This window comes from Paenibacillus sp. sgz302191 (genome assembly GCF_057749925.1).
The window spans coordinates 20,386-44,802 of the sequence record NZ_JBYLHY010000038.1; the positions used below are offsets into that span (position 1 = coordinate 20,386).

Annotated in this window: 21 protein-coding genes; 3 read left to right on the forward strand and 18 right to left on the reverse strand. The window is 54.6% G+C overall.

Going from position 1 to position 24,417, the window contains the following annotated elements; translation table 11 throughout:
- Positions 1-89: 89 nt before the first annotated feature.
- Together AC3G2T_RS33820 and AC3G2T_RS33825 are read right to left on the reverse strand one after the other, a co-directional pair.
- A complete protein-coding gene (locus tag AC3G2T_RS33820; protein ID WP_488438204.1) occupies positions 90-620 on the reverse strand; it encodes a GNAT family N-acetyltransferase in 531 nt (176 codons plus the stop codon).
- 153 nt (positions 621-773) lie between these two features.
- Complete coding sequence (locus tag AC3G2T_RS33825) at positions 774-1,253, reverse strand: GNAT family N-acetyltransferase (protein WP_474685835.1); 480 nt, start codon at positions 1,251-1,253, stop codon at positions 774-776.
- A gap of 312 nt (positions 1,254-1,565) precedes the next feature.
- Between AC3G2T_RS33825 and AC3G2T_RS33830 the strand changes: the two genes are divergently transcribed.
- Complete coding sequence (locus AC3G2T_RS33830; RefSeq protein ID WP_488438205.1) at positions 1,566-3,179, forward strand: DUF5050 domain-containing protein; 1,614 nt, start codon at positions 1,566-1,568, stop codon at positions 3,177-3,179.
- A 679-nt stretch (positions 3,180-3,858) separates the two neighbouring features.
- Positions 3,859-3,993 (forward strand): hypothetical protein, encoded by a 135-nt coding sequence (locus AC3G2T_RS33835; protein ID WP_488438206.1) that lies wholly within the window; start codon positions 3,859-3,861, stop codon positions 3,991-3,993.
- Between the two features lie 35 nt (positions 3,994-4,028).
- Here the strand turns inward: AC3G2T_RS33835 and AC3G2T_RS33840 are convergent, their stop codons facing one another.
- The 7 genes from AC3G2T_RS33840 to AC3G2T_RS33870 all read right to left on the reverse strand — a co-directional run bounded on the left by AC3G2T_RS33840 (position 4,029) and on the right by AC3G2T_RS33870 (position 11,118).
- Positions 4,029-5,741 (reverse strand): adenine deaminase C-terminal domain-containing protein, encoded by a 1,713-nt coding sequence (locus AC3G2T_RS33840; RefSeq protein ID WP_488438207.1) that lies wholly within the window; start codon positions 5,739-5,741, stop codon positions 4,029-4,031.
- Positions 5,742-5,762: 21 nt separating this feature from the next.
- Entirely contained in the window at positions 5,763-6,824 is a 1,062-nt protein-coding gene (locus AC3G2T_RS33845) for an ABC transporter ATP-binding protein (RefSeq protein WP_488438208.1), read from the reverse strand.
- Between the two features lie 15 nt (positions 6,825-6,839).
- Positions 6,840-7,628, reverse strand: coding sequence for an ABC transporter permease (locus tag AC3G2T_RS33850; protein ID WP_474685827.1), 789 nt, complete (start codon positions 7,626-7,628; stop codon positions 6,840-6,842).
- 4 nt (positions 7,629-7,632) lie between these two features.
- Positions 7,633-8,454: an ABC transporter permease gene (locus AC3G2T_RS33855; RefSeq protein ID WP_488438209.1), complete on the reverse strand. Its 822-nt coding sequence runs from the start codon at positions 8,452-8,454 to the stop codon at positions 7,633-7,635.
- A 27-nt stretch (positions 8,455-8,481) separates the two neighbouring features.
- Positions 8,482-9,414: a nucleoside hydrolase gene (locus AC3G2T_RS33860; RefSeq protein WP_488438210.1), complete on the reverse strand. Its 933-nt coding sequence runs from the start codon at positions 9,412-9,414 to the stop codon at positions 8,482-8,484.
- Between the two features lie 74 nt (positions 9,415-9,488).
- Positions 9,489-10,586, reverse strand: a complete 1,098-nt coding sequence (locus tag AC3G2T_RS33865; RefSeq protein WP_474685820.1) for an ABC transporter substrate-binding protein — start codon at positions 10,584-10,586, stop codon at positions 9,489-9,491.
- Positions 10,587-10,767: 181 nt separating this feature from the next.
- Positions 10,768-11,118 (reverse strand): DUF2294 domain-containing protein, encoded by a 351-nt coding sequence (locus AC3G2T_RS33870; RefSeq protein WP_488438211.1) that lies wholly within the window; start codon positions 11,116-11,118, stop codon positions 10,768-10,770.
- Between the two features lie 367 nt (positions 11,119-11,485).
- On the opposite strand from AC3G2T_RS33870, the gene AC3G2T_RS33875 reads away from it, so the two are divergent.
- Complete coding sequence (locus AC3G2T_RS33875; protein ID WP_474685817.1) at positions 11,486-12,442, forward strand: Rpn family recombination-promoting nuclease/putative transposase; 957 nt, start codon at positions 11,486-11,488, stop codon at positions 12,440-12,442.
- Between the two features lie 102 nt (positions 12,443-12,544).
- Here AC3G2T_RS33875 and AC3G2T_RS33880 read toward each other — a convergent pair whose 3' ends face one another.
- From AC3G2T_RS33880 to AC3G2T_RS33920, 9 genes are all read right to left on the reverse strand, one after another.
- Positions 12,545-13,978 (reverse strand): four-carbon acid sugar kinase family protein, encoded by a 1,434-nt coding sequence (locus tag AC3G2T_RS33880; protein ID WP_488438212.1) that lies wholly within the window; start codon positions 13,976-13,978, stop codon positions 12,545-12,547.
- Positions 13,979-13,985: 7 nt separating this feature from the next.
- Positions 13,986-15,245, reverse strand: coding sequence for a ribulose-bisphosphate carboxylase large subunit family protein (locus AC3G2T_RS33885; RefSeq protein ID WP_488438213.1), 1,260 nt, complete (start codon positions 15,243-15,245; stop codon positions 13,986-13,988).
- 30 nt (positions 15,246-15,275) lie between these two features.
- Positions 15,276-15,956, reverse strand: coding sequence for an aspartate/glutamate racemase family protein (locus tag AC3G2T_RS33890; protein ID WP_488438214.1), 681 nt, complete (start codon positions 15,954-15,956; stop codon positions 15,276-15,278).
- 28 nt (positions 15,957-15,984) lie between these two features.
- Complete coding sequence (locus tag AC3G2T_RS33895; RefSeq protein WP_488438215.1) at positions 15,985-17,709, reverse strand: glycoside hydrolase family protein; 1,725 nt, start codon at positions 17,707-17,709, stop codon at positions 15,985-15,987.
- Positions 17,710-17,717: 8 nt separating this feature from the next.
- Positions 17,718-19,313 carry a response regulator gene (locus tag AC3G2T_RS33900; RefSeq protein ID WP_488438216.1) on the reverse strand — a complete coding sequence of 532 codons (1,596 nt, stop codon included), beginning with the start codon at positions 19,311-19,313 and terminating at the stop codon, positions 17,718-17,720.
- Between the two features lie 35 nt (positions 19,314-19,348).
- Entirely contained in the window at positions 19,349-20,170 is an 822-nt protein-coding gene (locus tag AC3G2T_RS33905; protein WP_474685806.1) for a carbohydrate ABC transporter permease, read from the reverse strand.
- Positions 20,167-21,036 (reverse strand): carbohydrate ABC transporter permease, encoded by an 870-nt coding sequence (locus AC3G2T_RS33910; protein WP_474685804.1) that lies wholly within the window; start codon positions 21,034-21,036, stop codon positions 20,167-20,169. The genes AC3G2T_RS33905 and AC3G2T_RS33910 overlap by 4 nt, the downstream gene beginning before the upstream one ends.
- 2 nt (positions 21,037-21,038) lie before the next feature.
- Positions 21,039-22,382: an ABC transporter substrate-binding protein gene (locus AC3G2T_RS33915; protein WP_488438217.1), complete on the reverse strand. Its 1,344-nt coding sequence runs from the start codon at positions 22,380-22,382 to the stop codon at positions 21,039-21,041.
- Between the two features lie 139 nt (positions 22,383-22,521).
- Entirely contained in the window at positions 22,522-24,297 is a 1,776-nt protein-coding gene (locus AC3G2T_RS33920) for a cache domain-containing sensor histidine kinase (RefSeq protein WP_488438218.1), read from the reverse strand.
- Between the last annotated feature and the right edge of the window lie 120 nt (positions 24,298-24,417).

Consider the following 24,417-nt stretch of genomic DNA (forward strand, 5'->3'; position numbering starts at 1 on the left):
GGTGTCAATACATTTCTTAATCCGCTTTGTCCACCATACAAACCTGGCCGGATGAGCGGCTCATCCGGCTAACGTCCACTATCAGCTAATCAGCCAAATAGTCGTTTTGAGTAGCAATGCCTGATTTTCCCCCCATACATCGGACGGGTAAATTGCAGGATGAAGCCTGCGGCTTCCAAGTTGTTAATGCTAGGAGGATTGTCGGGATGAACAGTTGAATACAGGTATCGACAGCCTCTCTCCCTGGCGCGAAGTTCGCGCAGCTTATGAAAATGTCTCTGCAAACCGATACCGCGAACGGATTCGTGGACTACCGTTGAATCCAAAACTCCAACGAGAGGTAATTCCCGTTCCGGCACCCCGAATTCTCTTCCGAGATTGCTTTCACTCATACCGGGAAACGCCAGAACCGAATATGCCGCAAGCTTCCCACCCAGGTAGGCGCCGTATATTTCACCTTTTTCCTCAACGTGCTCTTGCAAGTACTCTTCTTCATCCATGGCAAAAAGCTCTTGGGAAGGAAGCCGTGAAATCACGTCAAGCATTAGCAGCCGTACCTTTTCTACTTCCGTATGCCCCAACCGGCGTATCTTGATTTCCGTACCTTCGCTATTCCGCATCAATAGGCCCCCTCCACAGCAGCAGTTCATAGGTATGAAAATAGTACCACATGATGGGACTGGGCCGCCAATTCGTTCAGCGACTATAACCGATTAGGCAAAAAAACAGCTCCCCTGTGCGCGGGACCTGTTTATTGGTTGTGGGCCGGAACTTTATTTCGTTCGTTCGGGTACGGGCGCAATATCTTTTTGGTAGGCCAGCACGCGGTCCCAGTCCCCGCTAAAGATCGGGACCCGGTAGTAGCCGACCCGTTCGTAAAGCGCAGCCGCTTCCGGCTGCAAAGGGCCGGTCTGCAGCTTGATGCTGCTGTAGCCGAATGCGGCCGCAAGGCGCTCGATCTCGGCGAGAATCGCCTGCGCTACGCCCTTGCGGCGGTAATCGGCGCGCGTGTACATTCTTTTGACTTCGACGGTCGTCTCGTCCAGCGGGCGAAGCGCTCCGCAGCCGACCGGATGGCCGTCAAGGCGGGCGACGACGAACGCTGCGCGGGGCGCTTCGACGTCCTCCGGCTTGAAGCCCGCGCCTCCGTCGGAATGCTGATACAGCGCCGCAAGTTCAGCGCTAAGCTCCCGGATCAATTGCGCGGAGTCTTCGCTGCGCACGTCTTCGGCAGATGCTTTTATCGTTGTCATGATCATTTTCCCCTTTCGTTTTCGAATAGAAATCGAGCTGCAATACCAAAGTCGATAATTCCTATGTTTTATATCGGTTTTAGATTTGTTATAAACTTATCACTGCTTTTTGCCATCGTCAATGCGCTTTTCAATAGAAAATTTCAATTTAAAAATAGAAAAATTCAATTGAAATGGCGGGCGGTGGCGGTGACCCAAGCACTTTGCCGTACCGCTTCGCGCATGATAGCGCCGGCTTCGTAACCTTTTTCAAAACTGCGCGTCTAAGGTTATGGAAAAGAATTGCTTGTGAGGAAAGGGAGGGGAATTGGAATGAAGCGTAAAGTTTTGTTAGGGGCGGTGTTCATTACCGCTTGTTGGGGCTTGATGGCGGCTCCCGCGAAAAGCTCGGCTGCCGGGCAAAGCGTCAGGGTTACGCTTCCGGACTTTACGGTGAAGCTAAACGGAAATGAAGTTGACAATCGATACAGACAGTATCCGCTGCTCGTTTATAAAGATATCACCTACGTCCCGATGACATGGTTCGATTGCAGGCTTTTGGGGCTGCAGACGGAGTGGTCGCCGGAAGGAGGATTGAACATTTTTAAAAGCGGCGTCACTTCGTCGTATATGCCGTACACAACAAGTAATAAAAATTCGAATTCGTACAAAGCAACCATTTCTGCATCCGAAATTTCCATTGGCGGAAAGAAAATCGAAAATGCCGAAGAGCCTTACCCGCTCTTGAGCTTTAACGATGTCACCTATTTCCCGCTGACATGGAAATTCGCCCATGATGAGTTCGGTTGGGACTATGCATGGAGCGACTCGGAAGGACTTTCCGTCAATTCCGGCAACCCGCGGGTTACAACGGCGAATCTACCGGCCGGCGTCGGTGAAAACGGTGTCGCCGTGTTTAAAGGGTACTATTATTTTTCCGAGGCGACGGACAACATGAACCGGATTTACAGAGCGCCCGTAAATAACGTGTCGGCCAAAGAACCGGTGTATGAATATGATAGCAGTTCCGTTTACGGCCTTCACCCGCATATAAGTTATTGGGTGTCCGACGGTGAGCTGTGGTTTGCTTACCATATCGGAGGAGCTACTATGGGCTACGATGTGTACTGCAAAGTGAACACCGATGGAAAAGCCGACGGAAAAGCCGACATCGTGCAGCGAGGATACCTTGATTTTAAAAATACGCCGAACGGCACTTTAATCATTGACCAGTCTGTGCCGCCGTCAGGCAACAATCTGAGTCTGGTGCCGACAGGGCAAGATGGCAGCAACCGTAAAAATGTGGGCAATCCGAATCTCATTTACGGACAGCATATCGTGTATGGCGATGGCGGCGGCCTAGGCTTTGGGGGCAACCGTTCCACGACAATCATCGGCAGCGACGCGTATGTGATGGGTTCGCCGTTTCCCGTCGACAACCAGAGCTTGAATCGAATTTACAAAATCAATTTGAATACCAACGATACGGTGGCGGTTACCCCATTTGGGGTTTACAACTTCAAAATCATCAACGGCAAACTTTACTATATAAAAGACGCGGATCGTTACTTATATTCATCTAACATGGACGGATCGAACGAGCAAAAGCTGTCCGACAAGAAGTATCAGAATTGGTTTGACGAAATCGAGGGCCAACTGTACTACACCTCCGCAGATGAAAACGGCCAAAGCCATCTTTACAAGGCGGACCCGGCCAAAGACGATACGCTTATGTTGAAGGAAGCTTTGGATAGCGTCCAAATCGTGAACGGCAAATTGATATGCAAGGTGGCGGCAGGCGGAGATTACGGGCTAAAAGTGTTTGACAAATCAGGCGAACTCAGTTTGGCCGTGACCGACCAGGTTTCCGAACTTTTTGCGGGCAACGATGCGATCGTGTTCGTTTCCCCGGAAAATAAATCCGTTAAATGGGTGCAGCTGCAATAACGGAAAAAAGGTCGCCCTCGCAGGGAGGGAGACCCGGGCGTCGGAAAAAGCGTAGTGCTGACAGCTACAAGGGCTAGCCCATTAAAGCTGGGGAAAACCTGCAATAGTGCATCTTTTTACCGCCTAGATGCACCAACTTCGAGAAATTCCTGCAAATCTGCAGCAATTTCTGCTCATACAAGCGCTCAGCCCGTCAAAACCTGTAAAAGCCTGCACTTTTGCAGGCTTTTTCCCAGAACGGGCCACTTTCACCGAAAAAGCCTGCACTTTCGCAGGCTTTTCCTCCGGGCTGACCGCCTGCCGGGAATATGCCTGCTCATAGGCGAAAACTCGCCACGTGAGAGCAGGCAATTCTAATTGGCATTGCGCGCGGAAAAAACCTGCAATTGTGCATCTTTTTACCGCCTAGATGCACCAACTTCGAGAAATTCCTGCAAATCTGCAGCAATTTCTGCTCATACAAGCCCTCTGCCCGTCAAAACCGGTAAAAGCCTGCACTTTTGCAGGCTTTTTCCCAGAACGGGCCGCTTTCACCGAAAAAGCCTGCACTTTCGCAGGCTTTTCCTCTGAACTGACCGCCTGCCGGGAATATGCCTGCTCTTGGCGAAAAACTCGCCACACTGGAGCAGGCAATTCTACTTGGCCGCAGGCTTTCGAGGGCTTTCGCAGCCTTTTCGGCGTGCCCCAACCGCCGCATCACGAACGGCTGCTGCGCGTCTTTGGCGGCGCTGCCGGAGACGATTGCGACGGCGCGACATTTCTCGCTGCGCCGACGCCGCACACGGGCTCGCCGCTCAGAAGCCGGGAGCGGTGAGCAGCCCCAACCGCCCGGCCGTGTCCCCACGCCACTTAACTGCGGATTAATAAAGGAACGACGCTCCCTTTATTGACGTCAATTAAGCCGAAGTCCGTTATTTTCAGCGCCGGGCTTACAGGTAAGGATAGTGTGCTGATGGACATAATCGGATTATAATGCCGGTAGCCCAGCGATTCCATCGCTTTGCGCAGCCGCTCCACTTCCTCGGCGACCTGCTCCAGCGGGTCTTCCGTTAAAATGCCGCCGACAGGCAGGCGAAGTCCGGCGATCACTTTTCCGTCCTCGACAACGCTAAAGCCTCCTTGATTGCGGATCACCTCGTTGGCCGCTATCATCATGTCGAGCGGATTATGCCCGACAACGAGCAGGTTATGATTGTCGTGAGAGTACGTCGTCGCCACGGCTCCGCGCCGGATCGTATCGCCGCCGATGAGGCCATACGCGCGGTTGCCGTTTTTGCCGTAGCGCTCGAACGTCGCGATAAGCGCGCAGCCGCTCTCCTCCCAGCGAAGCTTTCCTTCGCGGACTTCGACCTCAATCTGACGCTCCTCGGTGAACGTCGATCCGTCCTTGACCGTCATCGCGCGGGCCACATACCGATTATCGTCAGCGCCCACGCTTACCGCGAAATCCGCTTCCGTCAGCTGCGCCATTTGTACGCTTTGGTAGTAATGCGCCGGAAAAGCTCCTGTACTTGCGGCAGGAACGTACGCCTCGCGCCGGTCGTAAACTTTACGCCCGGCCTTGAAAACCTGGTCGATCGTCAGCTGCTCCAGATCGGTCAGCAGCTGAAAATCGGCGATTTTCCCGGGGCCGATGACGCCGCGGTCATGCATTCTCATGCGTTTGGCCGGAGAAAACGTAGCGGCATAAATCGCATGCTCCGGCTTCATTCCCATCCCGATCGCTTTGCGGACGATGTGATTCAGATGCCCGCGGCTCGCAAAGGAATCGGCCATCACGTCATCGGTCACGAAGCAAAAATGCTCGGACACGTCGCGGCCGGTCAAATACGCCATCACTTCCGGCGTCATCGATTTCTCCTGAATTTCGATAAACATCCCGGCGGCGATCCGCGCTTCCATGCCCTCAATCGTCTGGTGCGTATGATCAGAATCGACCCCGCTGTAAATCATCCGGTGCAAGTCCAGATCCAGCAGCTTCGGCACATGGCCTTCAATAATGAGATGCGGGTAGCGGCTGCGAACATGGTTTAAAATGCGATTCGTCTTGCAGTCGGGATCCGAAATCACATCCACGTAGTTCATAATCTCGCCCAAACAAATGATTCGTTCCGTGCGCAGCAGTTCGTCGATATCTTCGATCTCTATCGTGCCCCCGGTCGTTTCCAGAGAAGTCGCGGGCACAGAGCTTGGTATGGCATAGAACATGTCCGCCACGCAGTGCGCGCTAGCCTTGATCATTTCCTTTACCCCGCTCAGCCCGAACACATTGGCCATCTCGTGAGGCTCAGGAACGATCGTCGTGACGCCGTTGCGGATCAGGCCGTAAGAGAACGTCTCCGGTGTAACCATCGTGCTTTCAATATGCAAATGGATATCGATGAGGCCGGGAATCAGGAAACGTCCTCCCCCGTCCAGGCGCTCCGCCGCTTCGAAGCTGTCGCCTCCCCGCTCCCCGATATATAGAAACTTTCCGTCCAAAATAGCCGCGTTGCCCCGAATGAACGTTTTCAAATAACCGTTATAAATTCGTACATTTTCAATCCATGTATCTACACGCATCTGCCTTCCCCTCCACGTACGCTACTCAACTAAAACCAGCTTCTCGCCCGGAAAAAGAAGCCGCACTTCCTGACCTCCCGGATAAGGGAGCTCCATTTCTTTATTGACGGTAAAATCGCCCAGCGCCGTCTCGACGACGTACTGATAGCTTCTGCCGAGAAACGTGCTTACTTTGACCCGGCCGGTCACCCGGTTCGCCCCTTCCTCCATTTCGCTCGTGCTTGCGATGATGACATCGTCCGGACGAATGGCTCCCTGCTTGCCGGCCTGCTCCCCTTTGCCGAGGTGCCTCGTTACGGAAAACGCGATCCCCTTCGCTTTCAGCTCAATCGCATCTCCGGCTTCGGTTCTTTCATCGAAAGCGATAAAATTCGTAAAACCGGTAAAACGGGCGACAAATTCGGTTTTCGGATATTTGAAAATCGTGGCCGGAGCGCCCAGCTGCTCGATCACTCCTTTATTCATAATCGCCACCTGATCGGAGATCGAGAAGCACTCTTCCTGATCGTGCGATACGTAGACGGTCGTAATGCCAAGCTCCTGCTGGATGCGGCGGATCTCCACCCGCATGTTGACGCGCAGGTTAGCGTCCAGATTGCTCAGCGGTTCGTCGAACAGCAGCAGTTCGGGCTCGATGACGAGCGCTCTGGCAATCGCTACCCGCTGTCTTTGGCCCCCTGACAGTTCTTTCGGAAACCGCTGCTCGAAGCCGGACAAGCTGACGATGTCCAGTATGTTCCGTACCCGCCGCTCGATCTCGGCTCGGTTCACTTTGCGCAGCCGGAGACCGAAGGCGACATTGTCGTAAACGGACAAATGCGGGAACAAGGCATAGCTCTGAAACACGAAACCGAAGTTTCGTTTGTTTACAGGGACGCGCGTGTAATCTTTGCCGCCCAGCGAGAAAGTGCCCGCCTTCGCCTCGATGAACCCTGCAATAAGCCGCAAAGTCGTCGTTTTCCCGCATCCGCTCGGACCGAGCAGCGAAATAAGGCTGCCTTTTTCAACGCTCAGGTTGAAGTTTTGCAGAATAAATTGCTGGCCGTAGGCGACCGATATATTTTCCAGTGATAGCAATGCCATGGACAAAAGCCTCCGTTATCGTTTGGTGAAGTAGGACAATCCCATCAACCGTTCAATAATGAACATAAGTACCGCGGTGAACATCATCAGCAGCACGGAAATCGCGGCAATCGTAGGGTCAAAATGGTTCTCCACATACGTCAGCATCTGAATCGGCAGCGTACTGACGCCCGGCCCCGTCATGAAAACCGAAATGTCGACATTGTTGAACGATTCCAGAAATGCGATCAGAATGGCGGCGATAATACCGGATTTGATATTCGGCAAAACGACTTTGAAAAATGTTTTCAACTGGCCGGCGCCGAGGCTTAATGCCGCTTCCTCCACCGCAAAATCGAAATTCGCCAAGCTCGACGCAACGACGCGGATAATAAACGGCAGCATGATCACCGTATGGCCGACGAGCAGCGCCGCATAGATCGGCAGGTGGTACATGACGATAATGTATTTGAGCATCGCAAAACCAAGTACGATACCGGGAATAAGCACCGGCGAAATGAAAATCGCGTTCAGCGCCTCTTTTCCTTTGAACTGGAACCGGCTCAGCGCATATGCAGCAGGAATGCCGAGCAGTAGCGCGAGCAAATTCCCGAGCAGCGAGACGATAATCGAGGTGTTGAAGGTCGTCATGAACATTTTGACCTCCAGGATGTTCCGGTACCATTTTAAAGAGAAGCCTTGCGGCGGAAATTTCAACACGCTGCCCGGCTCAAATGAAGCAAAGGCGATAATGACGAGCGGCCCGAGCAAAAATATATACACAAGAAGCGTAAACAAGGCCAGCCCCCGATTTTTCTCCCGCATATTTCTACCCCTTCGGATTCAATTTAGTGGCCAGCTTGTTCATCAGCGCGATAACCGCGAAGGTGATCGCAATCATAATGACGGCAATGACGGAGGCGAGGTGCCAGTCGTTAAGCGTAATCGCATTTTGATACAAAAATGTGGAGATGACCCGCTGCTTGCCTCCGAGCAAAGCCGGCGTCGTGTAAGCCGTCAAGCTTCCGACAAAAACTAGAATGCTGCCTATGATCAATCCGGGTACGCTGAGCGGCACGATCACTTTGACGAAAGCCGTAAGCCGGCCCGCTCCAAGGCTCTCTGCCGCTTTGAGCAGATCCGCATCTATATTCTCAAGAACGCCGACCAGTGTAATAATGATGAGCGGCAAAAACAGATGGATGAGGCCGATCATCATCGCCGTCGGCGTATACAGGATGTCAAGCGGCTCTTTAATGAGGCCGATGGCCAGCAAGGTGTTGTTGAGCAGCCCTTTTTTGCCCAAAATAATCATCCAGCTGAACGACCTGACCACCGAGCTTGTCAGCAGCGGAAAAATCGCCAGCGCAAGCAAAATCGCTTTATGCCGCGGACTTTGCTTGGAAATGAAGTAAGCGACCGGAAAGCCCAGCAGCACGCATAGAAGTGTAGTTACGAGGCTGACGCGCAGCGTGGTCCACACAATTTGCAGAAAATAAGGGTCTTTGAAAAAGTTCAAGTACCCGGCGAGCGTAAAAGTACCGTTATCGAAAAAGGTCGAACCGATCGTCAGGACGATCGGAACTACCATAAATACCGCCAGGAACGCCAGTCCCGGCAGCAGCATGAAAGGCAAGTACGTTTTTTTCATGTCACTTACTCCTGTTCCCCGGTTCGCTTAGGCACGCAGCGCGTGGACAAATAGCTTGAGAAATTCGTCCGCCGATACGTCCAGGCTCACATGAACGTTAGCCGCTTTGGACAAGCGGTTTTGGAAATCGCACACGGTCTGCCCGTCGCACAGCTCGCTTTTGGTTTCCACATCTACGTAGTAATGGCGCGTTGTGACCAATTGCTTGTTCAGCGCGACTCCGACGGCCAGCGGATCGTGGAGCGCGCATGCCCGAACGCCGTTGCGCTCATAGTAGCGCTGCATATAGTCCGCCGTGCTCGTCTTGACATATTCGGCCAGCGGGGAATCCCCGAGCTCCCGGATATGTTCTTCGGTCATGAGCGCCTTGCGCGTCACATCCAGTCCTACGAGCGTCAAATCCGGAAAACCGGCCTGGAAAACGAGCTTGGCCGCTTCGGGATCGACGTACATGTTGTATTCCGCCGTAGGGGTTACATTGCCGAACCCTTGGACGACGCCTCCCATTACGATCACTTCCTTCACCTGGTGCACAAGCTCAGGATACTTCATGACCGTCATGGCCAAATTCGTCAGCGGCGCCGTCATGACCAAAGTGACTTCACCGTCGTACCGTTTCACTTGTTCAGCGATAAAGTCGGTTGCATGCCCTGCCGCCGGCTGCATGCGAACCTCCATATCGGCTAACGCGCCGCCGATTCCGTCCTTGCCGTGAACCCGGTGCTCGAAAAAAGAACCCCGCATCAAAGGCTTGTTAGCCCCCCGAACGACCGGAATTTCCCGTTCCATTCCGGCCAGCTGAAGGATTTTGCACGTATTCTCGGTAGCCTGGTCCAGCGAGACGTTGCCGTTCACCGTCGTGATGCCGAGCACATCGAGCTCCCCGCTGCGAATCGCCAGCAAAATAGCGAGCGCATCGTCCACTCCCGTATCCACATCGAGGATCACTTTCTTTTTCATAAGTACGCTCCTTTCCGTCCTGTACAAGAAAAAGCAAGGGTATATACGTTCATATACCCTTGACTCATTTTCACTTACTTGGCAACTTCCTTATTCCAGCGGTCAATCCACGATTTCAAATGCTCGTTGACGAATTTCATATCCAGCTTGCGCAGCTTGTTCACAACGTCGGCACCGTACGTAATCCCTTCGGCCTCGTTAGCCGAAAGCTGAAGCGTCGTGTTAACGGGCGAATCCACTTTTGCTTTGGCCGACTTCTCCTGAACTTCCTTACTCAAATGCCAGTTGATAAAATCTTCCGCCAGCTGCTTATGCTTGCTTCCTTTGATAACGTTGACCGTATTCATAACGGCGTAGGCCCCTTCTTCCGGGGAAATGAATTTCGTTTCCGGCACGGCCGCTTTCAAATCTTTTACATACATTTCCATAATCGGGCCGGCGGCGATTTCTCCTTGCGCGAACATGTTGACGAACTCGGAAGTTTGCCCGTAATATTTGACGACCCCTTTGTTCAGTTCCTTCGCCTTGGCAAACGCCTGGTCTTCATTGAACGTAGTGCTGCCGGCAACGATCGAGGCCGCATCCAGCACCATCGGGCCCGTCGTCGACGTAATGTTCGGCATAGTCAGCTTTTTGGAGAGCTCAGGGCTCCACAGGTCGCTCCACGACTTGATTTCCTTGCCCGCAGCTTTCGGATTATAGGCGATGCCCAGGCGGCCGATCGTGTATGCCGGACCGTAATCTTCACCGAGCGGCGCTTTCGCGATGTCGTAAATGTCTTTCAAATTCGGGATGCGGCTGCGGTCGATTTTGTCGAACAATCCCGCTTCAATACCCTGCTGCGCGTAGTAATCCGACAAATAAATAAGGTCGACGCTCGAGCTGCCCTGCTTCACTTTGTTCAAACGGTCTGCGTTGTTGCCCACTTCCAGCACGATTTTAACATTATGCTCTTTCTCAAACGGCGCATATACTTCTTTCTTGAAGAAATCGTCGGAAAACCCCCAGGTGGAAATCACCAATTGTTCCGGTTCCCCTTTGGAGGCGGCGGCTGTCGCCGAAGCGGCGGGACTGGCGTTACCCTGTTCTTTCGCAGGCGAAGTTCCGCATCCTGTCAAGGCCAGTCCTGCTACAGAAAGGGTAAGCAACCCGCGGATCATAGTTTGTTTCATGTTCATCGTCCTCCCAATGTGGATTATATCGGTTTACATATAAAAAAGAAAAAGCACGCTTGTATAGAAGAAGAAAACTTCTAACAAGAGCACTTTTCATTGTAAACAATGCAAAGAGACATCTGTTGCCGTACATGCGGTTTCCTCTTAAGATAGATCAAAAGAGAAACACCGTCGTATTTCAGAATTCCGTTTGTTTCAAAATAATATTCGTAATGGCCCATTGAGTCGGCGGATCATAATCCCTTAATACCGCTTCGATGGGTAAGCTTAATTCCTGCTCCAGCTTCTCACGGATCTTCTTCTTATAAATCGAAGACATGTAAAAATCGACCTCATGCTTGAGCGAAGGAGCCTCGCCTTCCAATGCCGTTGAGCGCGGTGACCGGCGGTGCTTGGCATGAAACGTGATGATGTTGCCGTCCAGCGATACCTTCAGCAAGATCGTACCAAAGCCGAACAGCTCTTTGGAAATGTCGTTATACAGGTGACACAGCTTCTTCTTATATTCGTTAGAATCCGGGAGGGACATGCAATCACCTTCAGAACAATAATCGACTTTTCTTGCATTTCTTTTTATAATACATAGGTTTTCAGAATTAATCAAGTAAATCGTTCGTCTTTTTATCAAAAAACTCGCGAATTATTCGTTCAGACCGCCTTAAATTATTCATTTTTCCGAATGTATAAATTACATTAAATTTTTCGGGAAGTCGATATTCAATACAGCCGGCGCCTAACCGACAAACACATCATTCTTCTGCTCGTTGTTCCATTTGCAGAAGAAACTACGGTATAATAGAAGAAAGCGGATTAAGATGGCCGGAAGCCAATCTTTTGAAGCATTGAAGGCTGTGATCCAGGAAATTAACCATAACCCGCCGAATAGGAGGAGAACGATGGATTCAAGCCGGACAGGACCGGATATTCACCAACCGCATGACAGTTCTTACCGCTTTTTGTTGTCCAGCAAGAAGCTGTTTATCGAATTGCTCCGCTCGTTTGTCCGCAGAGGTTGGGTCGAGCAAGTCGACGAAACGGATGTCGAGACTATTAACCAAACGTTTGTGCTGCCTGATTTCAAACGCAAAGAAGCCGATCTGGTGTACAAGGTGCGTCTGAACGGGCGGGATGTTATTTTTTACTTGCTGATGGAGTATCAATCTACGGTCGATGTAGAGATGCCTTACCGCCTTTTGCTGTATCAGGTGGAAATTTGGCGCTATGTGCTTCGAAACCAGGACGATGCGGGCGAAAGAAAAGCTTTTGCACTGCCAGCCATCGTACCTATCGTGCTATATAACGGCAGTCGTCCGTGGACGGCCAAGCGTCGATTCCGCGAACTGCTCGCCGGTGAGGAAGCGTTCGGGCCGGAGCTGCTCGATTTCGAGTATATCCTGCTGGACGTGGAGCGCTACACTGAGGAAGAGTTGCTCGCGTTGTCGAACACGATCGGCTCTGTATTTTTACTAGATCAAACTGCGGACCAAGAACTGCTGCTGGAAAGACTGCGCAAGCTGATGGGCACGATCCGGCGTATGCCGGAAGATTTGCAGGGACAGTTCATCAGCTGGCTCGCAAACATAATCAGCGTACAGCTGCCGCCGGATAGCCAAGACGTCGAGAAGTTGATCCAGGAAATCAAAGAGAAGGGAGGGACCACTATGGGGCTGCAAAAAAATCTGGAAGCAATCAAGCTCAAAGGAAAAGAAGAGGGTAAAATAGAGGGAAAAGAAGAGGGTAAAAAAGACGTTGCAAAAAACCTGATTGAAATGGGACTGGACAACCCGGCTATTGCGACAGCGACCGGGTTTTCAGTGGAAAAGATCGAACAGTTGCGTAAACAAGTCCATTGACGAACGGAGAATTCGTTGCGCCCGATGAGTGAACAGCCGCAAAGAAGCCTGCCGCACCCGACTCTGCCAAGAGCAAGGTGCAGCAGGCTTTTTCGATGCAGACTACATAAGCGGGTATCGGCTGCCTAGCCGGACTTTTTCGAAAAAATGTTCCCCGCCGACCTGCCCGCCCTTGAGCACCAGCTCAAGGCCGTCGAACTGCGGGGCCCGCGAATACGCCCGGCACAAAGGGCCGCCAGGCTCAAGCAGCGACTTGCACGCGAGGGCATAGATGCCCAGCTCGCGCGTGATGTACCCGGATGTATCGCCGCCGGCGATCAGCACCCGGGATAGGCCGCAGGCCAGCACAAGCTCGCGGGTCAAAGCGCCGAGCGCCTTGCCGAGCAGCTCGCCGCTGGCGCCTGCCGGCAGTCCCTGCGCGGCCAGCGCTTCGCGCGCGCGGGCAATCGCCTCGTCCTGCGGGCCCGCGGCCGAGTAGACGACCACGCTGCGGCCGCTGTCCAGCGCAGCCCGCGCTTCCTGCAGCAGCCGGCTTCGCGCTGCTGCGGCCAGCTCCGGGCGCAGCAGCTCCTCGGCCGGCACGCGGATTCCCGCGTAGCCGGCGGCAAGCGCGCGCCCGATCTGCCGCTGCGTCACAGGCGAGCAGCTGCCTGAGACGACGAGCAGCCGCTCGACGGCTTCGGGCGACCGGCCCGCCTGCGCTTCCGCAGGCAGCAGGCCGGCTTCCCGCCAGCAGGCGGCGAGCGCATACTCGACGCCGGACGAGCCGACCGCAAACAGCGTCCCGCCGGCTTGCGCTTCTTCCCACAGCAGCCTGCCGGCCGTATGCAGGCGCGCTTCATCCAGCACGTCGAACAGCACGATGTCCGGCCGCTCTTCGTCCAGCTTGCGGGCGAAACGTTCCCGCACAGCCGCTTGCGGGCCTTCCAGCGCTAAAATATCGAACAAAGCGCTGGGCAATGCGGTTTGTTCCTGTAAATGCAGGCGCAGATCGGATTCTGCCATCGGCGTCACCGGGTGGCGCGACATCGTCGGATGGCGATCCAGACGGTATGTGTCCGCTCCCGCTCCAGTGCCGACCCCGGCAGCGGCAAAATGATGGCCGAAAACCGTATACCTGCCCAAATAAGGCACGCCGGCGATGACGGGAACGTAGCGGCCGCCGAATACTTTGCGGCCGATTTCGATCGCTTTGCCGATGCTGCCGATAGCCGGCGATGAATCGAAAGTCGAGCAAACTTTGTAATGAAACACGGCGGGCTCTGCCGCCCGCATCGTTACAAACAACGGAGCCAGCTCGCGCTCCATCTCCGCGGGGCTTAACGAACGCCCAACGCCGGCGACGCCGATGCATTCCGCATCGCGGAACCGCCCTTCCAGCATCTCCTGCGTAGGCGGCTCAAGGAACAGCACCGTATTGAGCCCGGCCCGAAACAGCGCTTCCAGCACATCCGTCGAGCCCGTGAAATCGTCTCCGTAGTAGCCGAGCAGACGGCGCGGCTTGCCGCTGCCGTCCCCCGATTTTTTAACGCTCATGGCCGGCTCAACCTTTCCCGAATTTCTCGATCGCCCGTCTGAGCGCCGGATGCTGTGCGGCATAAGCGTCCAGCGGAATGCCCCGGACAGCCGCTTCCCAACCGAGCTTCATGCTTTCGAAGCCGGCCGCAGGCCCGTCCGGATGGGCCAGCATGCCGCCTCCGGCCAAGTGCATCACATCGACGGAGCCCGTTGCTTCGTAAGTAGCCGGCGCGGTGCCGGCCCACTGCATCGAAGAGACGACAGGCATCGACATACAGCCGCCGAGCAGAGGCGTCATGCACGCCTCGATCGAGCGCAGTACCGATTCGTTGCTTTCATAAAATTTGCTGTTCAGTCCGTTCACATGCAGATGATCCGCACCGGCCAGACGGCACAGCTTTTGGTAAGCGGTAAATTCAAAACCCAGCAGCGGACTGCGCGTCAGCGCCCCCCATTGGTTGCGGTGGCCGTGAATCGGCACTTCGCTGAATTGATTCAAGTACGCGAGCCCGCTCAAGCCGATGCTGAGAATGCTGACCATGACGCAAGTTCCGCCGGCTTGAACGACCGTCTCGTGATTGCGCTTCAGCTCCTCCATATCGCCGGTAATGTTGAAGGCGTACATCAGTTTTTTGCCCGTCGCATCTGCCGCCCGCTCCACGGCCTCCATGACGGCCTTCACCTTTTGCTCCAGAGGCGCGAACGGGGGATTCGCATTCAGCTCGTCGTCTTTTATAAAATCCATGCCGGCTTTAGCCAGCTTTTCTACCAGCTCCGCCAGCTGTTCGACAGACAGCCCGATGCTCGGCTTCACAATCGTGCCAAGCAGCGGACGGCCGTAGACACCGGTCAGCCTGCGCGTTCCTTCGATGCCGAATTTCGGCCCGAAATACCGCGTTTTGAAGCTTTCGGGCAGCTCCAGGTCCACCAGCCTCAGGCCCGACAGCTCCTGCAGTTCGTACAAATTGCCCGCCACCGCCGACAGCAAATTCGGAATGGAAGGGCCGAAATTGTGCAGCGGAAACGATACCTGGACGCGCCCCCGCCGAAATTTGCCGTCATGCCCGGCGGGTACCTTCGCTCCGGGCAGCGAAGGCCTGTCTGCCTCGTCGAGCGGCTCGATATGTTCGACAACCGCGCCGTGATTCGCCTTCAATTCGTCCGTTTCGCCCGGAACGGCCGTGAAAGTGCCCGTAGACTGCTCCCCGACGATAACCGCCGCCGCATGTTCCAGCGAATACGGCGTCTCCACCAAATAAGTTGCGATAACCCGTTCCTGATTCATCAGGCTCCTCCTCCCCTTCGACTCAAGCAGCTACCCGTTCTGCAGCTTCTCGCTCTGCTCCAGCAGCGCTTTTACCGCTTCTACGCCCATCCGCGGAGAGGACAGTACAGGCTTGCCCGTCGCTTCCCTGAGCGTTTGTTCCATCCGCGCCATGGAGCCTTGGGCCAGCACGAGCACGTCCGCTTCCGCAGCAATCCGTTCGGCGGTCTCCAGCAGGATGCGGTCGTGCTCGGCCGGGTTGCCGCCTACAAGCGCATCGAAGGCGCCTTCGGCCAGGCCGTTTACGAGCTCCACCTCTTTGCCGGCCGCAGCCGCTTGCTTCCGAATGAGCCGCATCGTCGGCTCCAGCGTCGATGGCAGGGTCCCAAGCACGGCGATCCGCTTGTAAGCCGCAGCGGCCGCCGCCGTCATCGCGTCGTCGATTTTGACGATCGGCACGCCGATCAGGCGCCGCGCATCGTCCGCCACTTCGCCGACGGAGGAGCACGTGTTCAAAATCACATCCGCGCCGATTTCCTCGCCGTGGTGAAAGTACTGGATCAGCCGTCGGGCCACGCCGGCCGGGACATGTCCGGCCTGCACCACGTCGCCGATCAGGCTGTCGTCGATAATGTTGACCAGCCGGCAGTCGGGAAGCAATTCTTTAAACACGGCCTTCAAGGGATCGGCCAAGCCTTGGCCTGTATAAACGGCTACAACCGTTTTGGGCATATAGGTTCCTCCTTTTTTGTACCGGATCTTACCAAACGAATTCCTTATCCAATCTCCGGTAATCGCCTTCGCGCATCGGTGCCTTGTCGTAAACCTTACGATCGCTGTACAGAGGCTTCTTCGTGCCTTTCGGCGTAATGTTCACGACGTCGTCGCCGCGCCATTCCGTTTCGAACGTCTGGCCGACCGCATGTTCCAGCGTTTTGCGGAAGCTGAGCGGGAATGTGACCGTAATTTTCTCTCCGGCGGCTGCGCTGCCCAGCAGCAGAAAATGTTTGTTCACCCAGCGGCTTTCCTCGCTGCCCTTACCCTCCGTCACTTGACCGTCCAGCTCGCGGGTATAGCGGATTTTCGTGAAGCCCGCCCACTCCGGTATGCGGATCTGCAGCCGCGGCACATCCGTATGGACGTCGATGACGACTTTGCCTTCATGCGGCAAATAGCTGCTTACATCGAGCCATTTGGAGCCCCGGTTCAGCAGGAAGTTAATGCTGACCGCGCCGTTTTTCTCGGTGATGCTGTTGCTCCAGCCCATGAACAGTCCGCGCGTGCCCGAGCCGAGGCAGCAAATTTGCAAATCGCTCGTGTGACCGCGCCCTTCGTTGACATCGCAGATGAAATCGTTAGGGGCCGAGTAGCCGGCAAACGACCCGCGCGTGCGCTGCGCCACTTTGTAAAACGATTTATTCATCGGAATGTCGCCCGATTTGTCGTCGGTTTCCTCGACCCAATCGAGATCGAGCAGCTGCGATTCGGTCAAATGATTGCGCAGGAACCGCTCCACCGTTCCCCAATATTCCACGTAGCCGCTCTGCGCCAGCGTGATGCCCGTCGCGATCAGATCTACCAGCGAGCACGTTTCATGCTCGTAAGCCTGCTCGTGCAAATCCCCGGGTGTCCAGCCGAAAGCCGTGCATTTGGTCAGCGCCCAGTCGTAGCACTTTTTCACCCAGCTGATCATCGCCGCATCCCCCGTAAAAACGCCGAACCGCGCTATCGCGTCCAGCGTGCCGAGCCGCGTATGGAAATGGCCGCTGCGGTAAGCCAGGGCATCATTGAAACTGCCGTCCTGGTTGAATACTCCGCTGCGCTCGATAATAAGCGCTGTAAAAAACTGGCACAAATCGAAAGCGTCCCGGTTGCCCGTTAGCTCGTGATACTTGAGCAGCGGCATCACCAGCCGGCCGCAAAAAGCAGCCGGGTCCGGCGCCAGCCGAAGCTGCACGCCGTTCGCCGACGGCCAGCCGGTCTCCTTGTACTCGGACGCCGGATAGTACCACACATCTCGCTCCTTGACCGCAATGCGCTTCAGCGCCGCGACATGCCGGTCGGCCGCCTCCTTGACTTTCGGATCGCCCGTCTCCATATACCACGTCGTCAGCGACAAAATAACCGCGCGCTGGTCGATCAGGTTGGCGTTCGGCTCCCAATTGCGCGTCGGATTGATTTGCCGGTAGCTCATGCCGTCCTCTTTGAAAAACGACAGCAAGTTCGCCCTGTACCGCTCCTCCACGTCTTTGCCGAACGTTTCCCCGGACATATGTCTGGCAAGTATGAGGCCGTCGATCATTCTCCCGTGCGATGAGCCGTAGTCCCAGTCTCCGTGCGTCATGAAAGCGGGCTTATGCATCAGGTCGGCGTTGAAAAAAGGAATGTAGTTATGATCCTTATCCGCCATCCCTACCATCGCATTGATCGCATGCCTGGCGCGTTCCTCGAGCATTAATGTATCCGGAATCAGTCGTTTGTCCATCTCCCAAATCACTCCTTGTTCATAAGCGGCGGGGCCGTTTCTTCCTTGCTCCGGTATTCGCCGATCGTCATGCCGGTTCTCTTTTTGAAAATTTGGCTGAAATACCGGTAGTCTTCGTAACCGACCATTTGCGCGATTTCATAATTTTTATATTTGGCGTGTTTCATCAATTGCTTCGATTTGCCGATCCGGTAATCGGTCATATAGTCTACAAAGTTGTGGCCCGTCGTTTTTTTGAACAACCGGCTCAAATAATCCGTGTTCATATAGTGGCTTTCCGCGATTTGATGCAGCGACAGCGGCCTGTCGTAATGCGTTTCGATCAGCTTTTGGATGTCGCGCACGATTTTCTCGCCCTGCTTTTCGCTGGAGCGTTTGCCGTATGCCAGCAGCGGCGGGATCAACTCTTGGGCAAAAAGGCCTTTGACCGATGCGGCGTCGTTGATTTGCCTGATCCTTTCGGCGAAAGCGAGCGGGCTCTGGCCGCACACATCCTCAAGCCGGCTCTCCGATCCGCGCAGCTGTTTTTCAACCGAGTGGATCAGTACTGTGGCGCTGCGCTGCATATGATCGACGGTCATGTCCGGCGCGCTGAAAGCTGCGAACAGCCTGTCAAAGTCGTGCGCTGCGCTCTCGCTGCCCATCTGCAGCGACAGGAGGAAGGCGTCTTCCAGCTCCCGCGGATAGCAGGGCGGTGCGGCGTTCGTTTCGCTGCCGGCAAACAGTACGGCGTTGCGTTCTCCCAGGCTTTTTGCCTTGAGCGCCCGAACCGCTTCGACATAGGCGCGCCCCGCCTGCTGCGCGTCCGTCTTTGCGCCGCTGACGCCAAAGCTGCAGCCGTCGATGCCCGCTTGCTTAAGCGCCGCTTGCAGCGTCCGGCACAGCTTGTCGAAGTCTTCGCGCTTCAGCCGTTGCCCTGTGACGGCCAGCACCGTTTCCCTTGCGGCGTCTGGAGCCGTCGTCACGACATAGCTCCACTGTCCGCCGAACAGAAACGGCCGGTTCCGCTCGAGCTGTTCCCTGATCAGGGGCAGCAGCTTCGCCGGATCGGCGTTGTCCCCATAAGCGTCCGGCTGCAGGACGACGATACGAGCTTCCCCCGCCCACCAGTCCGGCGGCGTATGGGACAGCCCCTCGCCGTCCCGCGGTTCCGCTTCCGCATGGTGCAGCATGCGCTGCAGCCGGTCTTCCGGGCTCTCGCCTGGCGCCCTGCGCTTCTCGCTTTCCCTCCGATCCAGCTCGGCCGCCGCTTTTTCCAACACTTGAACCAGTTCTTCCTTCTTCACCGGCTTCAGCAAATATTCAAAAGCTTTATGCCGGATCGCCTCTTTCGTATATTCAAAATCGGAATAGCCGCTGACCACGATCGTCAGCAATTCGGGCAAATCCCGGTTCAGCATCCCGATCAGTTGTTTTCCGTCCAAACCGGGCATCCGCATATCCAGAAAAAGCAGATCCGGCTTTTCCGCGAGCGCAATCGCATGCGCCTCTTCGCCGTTCGACGCTTCTCCGACGAGCTTCAGCCCGAACCGCTCCCAGGGAATCGATTGGATCAGCCCTCTGCGAATCCATATTTCATCATCGACTATGACAACTTTGCGCATGGACTTAGCCCTCCCGCTCTTATGTTACTGACATGTTATCCTTTCAGAGAACCGGCCGTCAAACCGTCGATAATGTATCTCTGGAGGAATAAATAGACGATTAACACAGGCGCGACGACAACGGTCATAAAGGCGAAAACGACGCCCCAATTCGTACTGTACATCGTGACGAAATTGAAAATTTGCAGCACGATCGTCCACTTGGTACTGTCGGTCATCAAGTAAAACGGTCCGAAAAAGTCGTTCCACACCGACACCATCACGACGATCGTCACCGTGACCAGCACCGTCACAATCAGGGGCAGCACGATTTGCCAGTACAGCCGGAAATAGCCGCAGCCTTCGAGCAGAGCCGCCTCATCCAGCTCGCGCGGGATCGATTTCATAAAGCCGACGAGCAGGAACACGGCGAATGGAAGCAGAACGGCTGTGTAGTACATGATCAGGCTGAAATATGTGCCTCTGATGTGCAGATCGCCCATCAGCTTGATCGTCGGCACGATCGAAACCGGCACGATCAGGCCCGTAATGAACAAATAATACGCGGTCCGCAGAAAGCGGCTGTCTCTCCGCTGAATAATGAAAGCGGCCATGGAGGCGAAAATGTTCACGCATACGACCACACAGCCAGAAATCAGAACGCTGTTCGTAAACCCGCGCAAAATATGAGCCTGGCCGAAAATATCCCTGTAATTGCCGAACTGCCATTCGGAGGGCAGCGACAAGCCGAACAGCGCCGATTCCCGGATATCTTTGAACGAATTGACGAGAATCATCAGGAAGGGGATGAGGATGACAAGCGCCATACAGATCGCCGCCAGTTCAAGCAATATGAGCCATGCGCTTCGCCGTATCACATCTCCACCTCCCTTTTTTTCATTTTCATGAGCACAGGCACGCCCACGCAAGTAACCAGAACGAACAGCACAACGTTCACCGCCGTCGCATAACCGAATTCGCCCGAGCTGAACATGCTGCGGATATAGGTGAAAAATACTTCCGTCGAATAGCCGGGACCGCCCTCGGTCAGCACCATGACGATTTCGAACACTTTCATGGAGCCGATCATCGACAGCAGCACGTTCACGGTAAAAGCGGGAGCCAGCAGCGGGAACATAATTTGCCGGAACCGGCTCCAGTAGTGCGCGCCGTCCATAGACGCGCTTTCAATCAAATCCTTCGGAATGAACTGCAGCCCGGCCAAATAGACGACCATGGAAAAACCCGCTACGCGCCATATGTCGGTGACGATGATGGAAAACAGCGCATACTTCGGATCGTTCAGCCAATCGTGCGCCAGCATGCCGAGGCCGATATTGTTCAGCAACTGGTTCACAATGCCGTGCTCCGGATGATAAATCGCCCGGAAGATGTAGCCGATGACGATCGGTGCGATCACGTAGGGCAGGAAAAAAATCATCCGCAGCACATTCTTCAGCACGAGCGCTTCGTTCAAAATGAGTGCGAGTCCGAGCCCGCACACGTTTTGCAGCACCGTAACCGCAGCCGCAAAAATGAGCGTGTTCAGCAAAGCTGTCATCAACCGCGGTTCGCGAAACAGCTCGACGTAATTCCGCAGCCCGATAAAACGGATATCGGGCGCGTTAATGTTCCAGTCCGTAAAGCTGTAGTAAAAGCCGATCAGCGTCGGCGTCATAAAAAACAGCAGAAACACAGCCAATGCCGGAAATGAAAAGTAAAGCGGGTACTTGCTTGTTCCCATGCTTACTCAAACCCTTCGAGTCGTTTGGTTTTGCCGTCCTTCTTGTAGTTGGCGTCGAATTCTTTCACAGCGTTGTCCACATTGCCGAGAATGTAGAAGTTTTGCAGCGTTTTCTGAAGATCGGCAAATGTAGGCGTCAGACGGTTCTGGATATTGATTTTGGCTTTGCCAGCGTCGATCATCTCTTTGACTGTTTGCTGCACGGGGTACAACTCGCTTTTTGCGTCTTTGAAAATCGGGATGCCCGGCGCCGTCTGGTAGTACAGATTCACCACATCGGGCGAAATCATGAACTTGATCAGCTCGATCGCTTCTTTGGCATGCTTCGCTTTTTCCGGCACCATCAGCTGGTTCGGAGGCGTAATCAGCGCCGTTCCCGCGTCGCTCTCCGAAGGGAACGGGAAGAAGCCGATGTGGTCTTTCACGAAATCTTTGCTGAATTTTTTTTCCAGCTGCGGAATAATGCCGTCGAGCATGAAAGTCATCGCCACTTTGCCGTCACCCAATTTCGTCTGCAGCTCGTCATACGTGCCGGCCATCGGGTTGTCCTGAATCAGCCCCAAATCTTTCAGCTGTTTTTGCTTGACGAACAAATCTTTCACCTGCGGAATATCGGCAAGGCTCAATTGGTTCTTTTCGAGCTTTTGGACGCCGGCGTCGCCAATCGCCGGATCGACGTTGGACACCCAGCCCGTCAAATAAAAGATTTGCGTCGGCCAGCCGTCTTTCACCGCATCGTAAAACGGAGTGACGCCGGAGGCCTTGATTTTTTTCGCCGTTTCAAGCAAATCCGCGTAGTTTTTAGGCGGCTGCACGCCGGCCTTGCCGAACACATCCTTGTTGTAGAAAACCCCCATCATGCCCGTAGCCCCGAACGGTACGCCGTAAATCTTTTTGCTTGCCGTCGTTTGGAAGTCTTTCATCGAAGGGATGATCCGGTCCCATACGCCCGCTTCGGCGCTCCATTCGTGCAGCGTCTCTTCCGCGCGCAATTTGACGTTCTGCTTCGTTCCCGGCTGCATAAGGAACAAATCCGGGAAATCGCCGGTCGAGAACCGGGTTTTCATCATGTTGTCGAAGTCGCCGCCGGGCAGCGCCTGCAGTTCGACCTTGTTGCCGGTCTGTTTTTCGTAAGCTTCGAAAATTTTGTTGAACGGCGCCGCATCGACCGTATTGGAAATGACGAACGTCAGCGTAACCGGAGCTTTGGACGTCTTCGGCGCCGCTGTCCCCGCCGCCGTCTTGTCCGCTGCCGGGGCCGCTCCGGTACCGCCGCCGCAGCCCGTGATAGCGCCGACGGTTAAGCAGACTGTGAGCGCCGAAAAGACCGTTTTCATTTTTTTCATTTTCTTTAGCACCCTCCCTGTAGTTTCGTGAGAAAACTTGCCGCGTAAGCATTTGTTGAAGGAATCGCTTACAATTCAATTATATGAAACCGCTTTCGTTCGCTCTATTCACGATTTCGACTAATAATGTTTAATATTCTTACAAGTTCCCGGGGCCGATGACGAGCGTCACGCTCGTGCCTTCCCCTTTTCTGCTCTCGATAATGCAGTCGAACTGTTTGCCCAGACGAATCGCGTACCGGGCGTACACATTGCGGATGCCGAGGCCGCCCGCCGGGGCTTGCGCGGAAACTGTCTCCGAATAAACCGGCTGATCCAGCCTCGCCCGCAAGCCGTCCAATTGCTCCGCGGTCATGCCTACGCCGCCATCGCTCACCGTGAGCAGCAAGTCCTCACCCTGCCGGCGTGCGGCTACGCGAATGGTGCTGGGCCCGAGCTTGGGCTCAATGCCGTGGAATACGGCGTTTTCGACCAGGGGCTGGAGCGTCATTTTGAGAAGCGGATGGTCGTACAAGCTTTCCTCGATATCCGTTTCGTACGTAATTTTGTCCTCAAAACGAATGCGCTGAATGCTCATATATGCTTCGGCCTGCTCCAATTCTTCCCTGAGCGTGACGACCTCATCCTTATTTTTAATATTGTAACGGAACATATCCGCAAGGGACTGCGCCATGCCGCCGATTGTTTCCACGTCGTAATAGTCGGCCATCGCCTTAATGCTGTCGAGCGTATTGTACAAAAAGTGGGGATTGATCTGCGAATACAGCATCGCCAGCTCGGCCTGCTGCAGCTTGATCTGGTAAATGTATTTGCTCTCGATCAAGTTTTGCAGCTCATCCTGCATATCGTTGAAATTCATCGCGATCCGGCCGATTTCATCGTTCCTCCGCACGGGGACGCGAATGGAAAAATCCCCCCTTTTGACGCGGTTGATCGTTTTGTAAAGCTCCAGAATCGGATTCGTGATCCGCTGTCCGAACAGGACGGAGATGAGCGAAGTGACCAGAAAAGCGATCAACGCCGTTATGAGCGTCGTCGTTTTAATGCGATCGAGCGAGCTGAAAATTTCCTTCTTCGGCATGAGCAGCACGACTTTCCAGTTGGAAAAATCCGACCTCGTATACGTGACGAGTATGTCGCCCTGCTTGTCTCCGTACCAAAACGTGCCGTTGTCCTTCGTAATCTGCGCGAGCATGTCTGTCCGCAAGTAAGCGTCCTGCGGCTCCGCGGAGCTGAATATGGGCCTGTTAAGCTCGTCGAGCACGAGCAGCACGCTATTCGCGGAAAGGCTGTCGTTTTGCCCGATGGCGCGAAACAATTCGGCGCTGTACTCCGCGCGCACGATGATGAAATAAACGGGATTCGAGAAATCGCGGATCAAAATGGAAGATGAAAAAGCGGGCCGCTCATTTTCCCGGTTTTCCCCGGCGGGAGGCCCGCTGAAATGAACCCGGCCGTCCTTGACGATCGTCTGCCGGAACCATTCGGACTGCGTCACTTCTTCGGCCGTCCACGGCTTCCGGTCGTCCGAGGCGTTCAGCAGCTCGCCGTTGCTGTAATAAATTTGAAAACGGATGAAATCGGGAATCGGGGTAATGTTGAAGCTTTTCAAAAAGAGGTCTCCGAGCTTGCGCTTGAACAGAAACTTGTCCTGCTCGTCCATCGTCGCATAGGCGTTAATGCCGTCTATATATTCCTGGCCGTAATAGGGGGCCAGCAGCAGATTGCGCTTGTTTTGAAAATCGTTGTTCATATTTTTCTCGATTTGGCGCACGATCTGATTGCTCGATTGCTCCGCTTTTTCCGACGTCGAGCGGTACGAAATATAGAAGGAGATCGTTCCGACCAGGGCGATACAAATAAGGATGATAATGAAATAGCTGAAGAGCAGCACGATGCGGATTCTGGAAAACATAGGTCAGAGCTTCCCCCCTTCTTCTGCATGCGCGCGGCCGGACGGCAGACGGCGGGGCGTATTCCCCACCGACATACGCGTCCGGCGCGTCCGCAGGAGAACGTGCGGCTCCCCTGATGC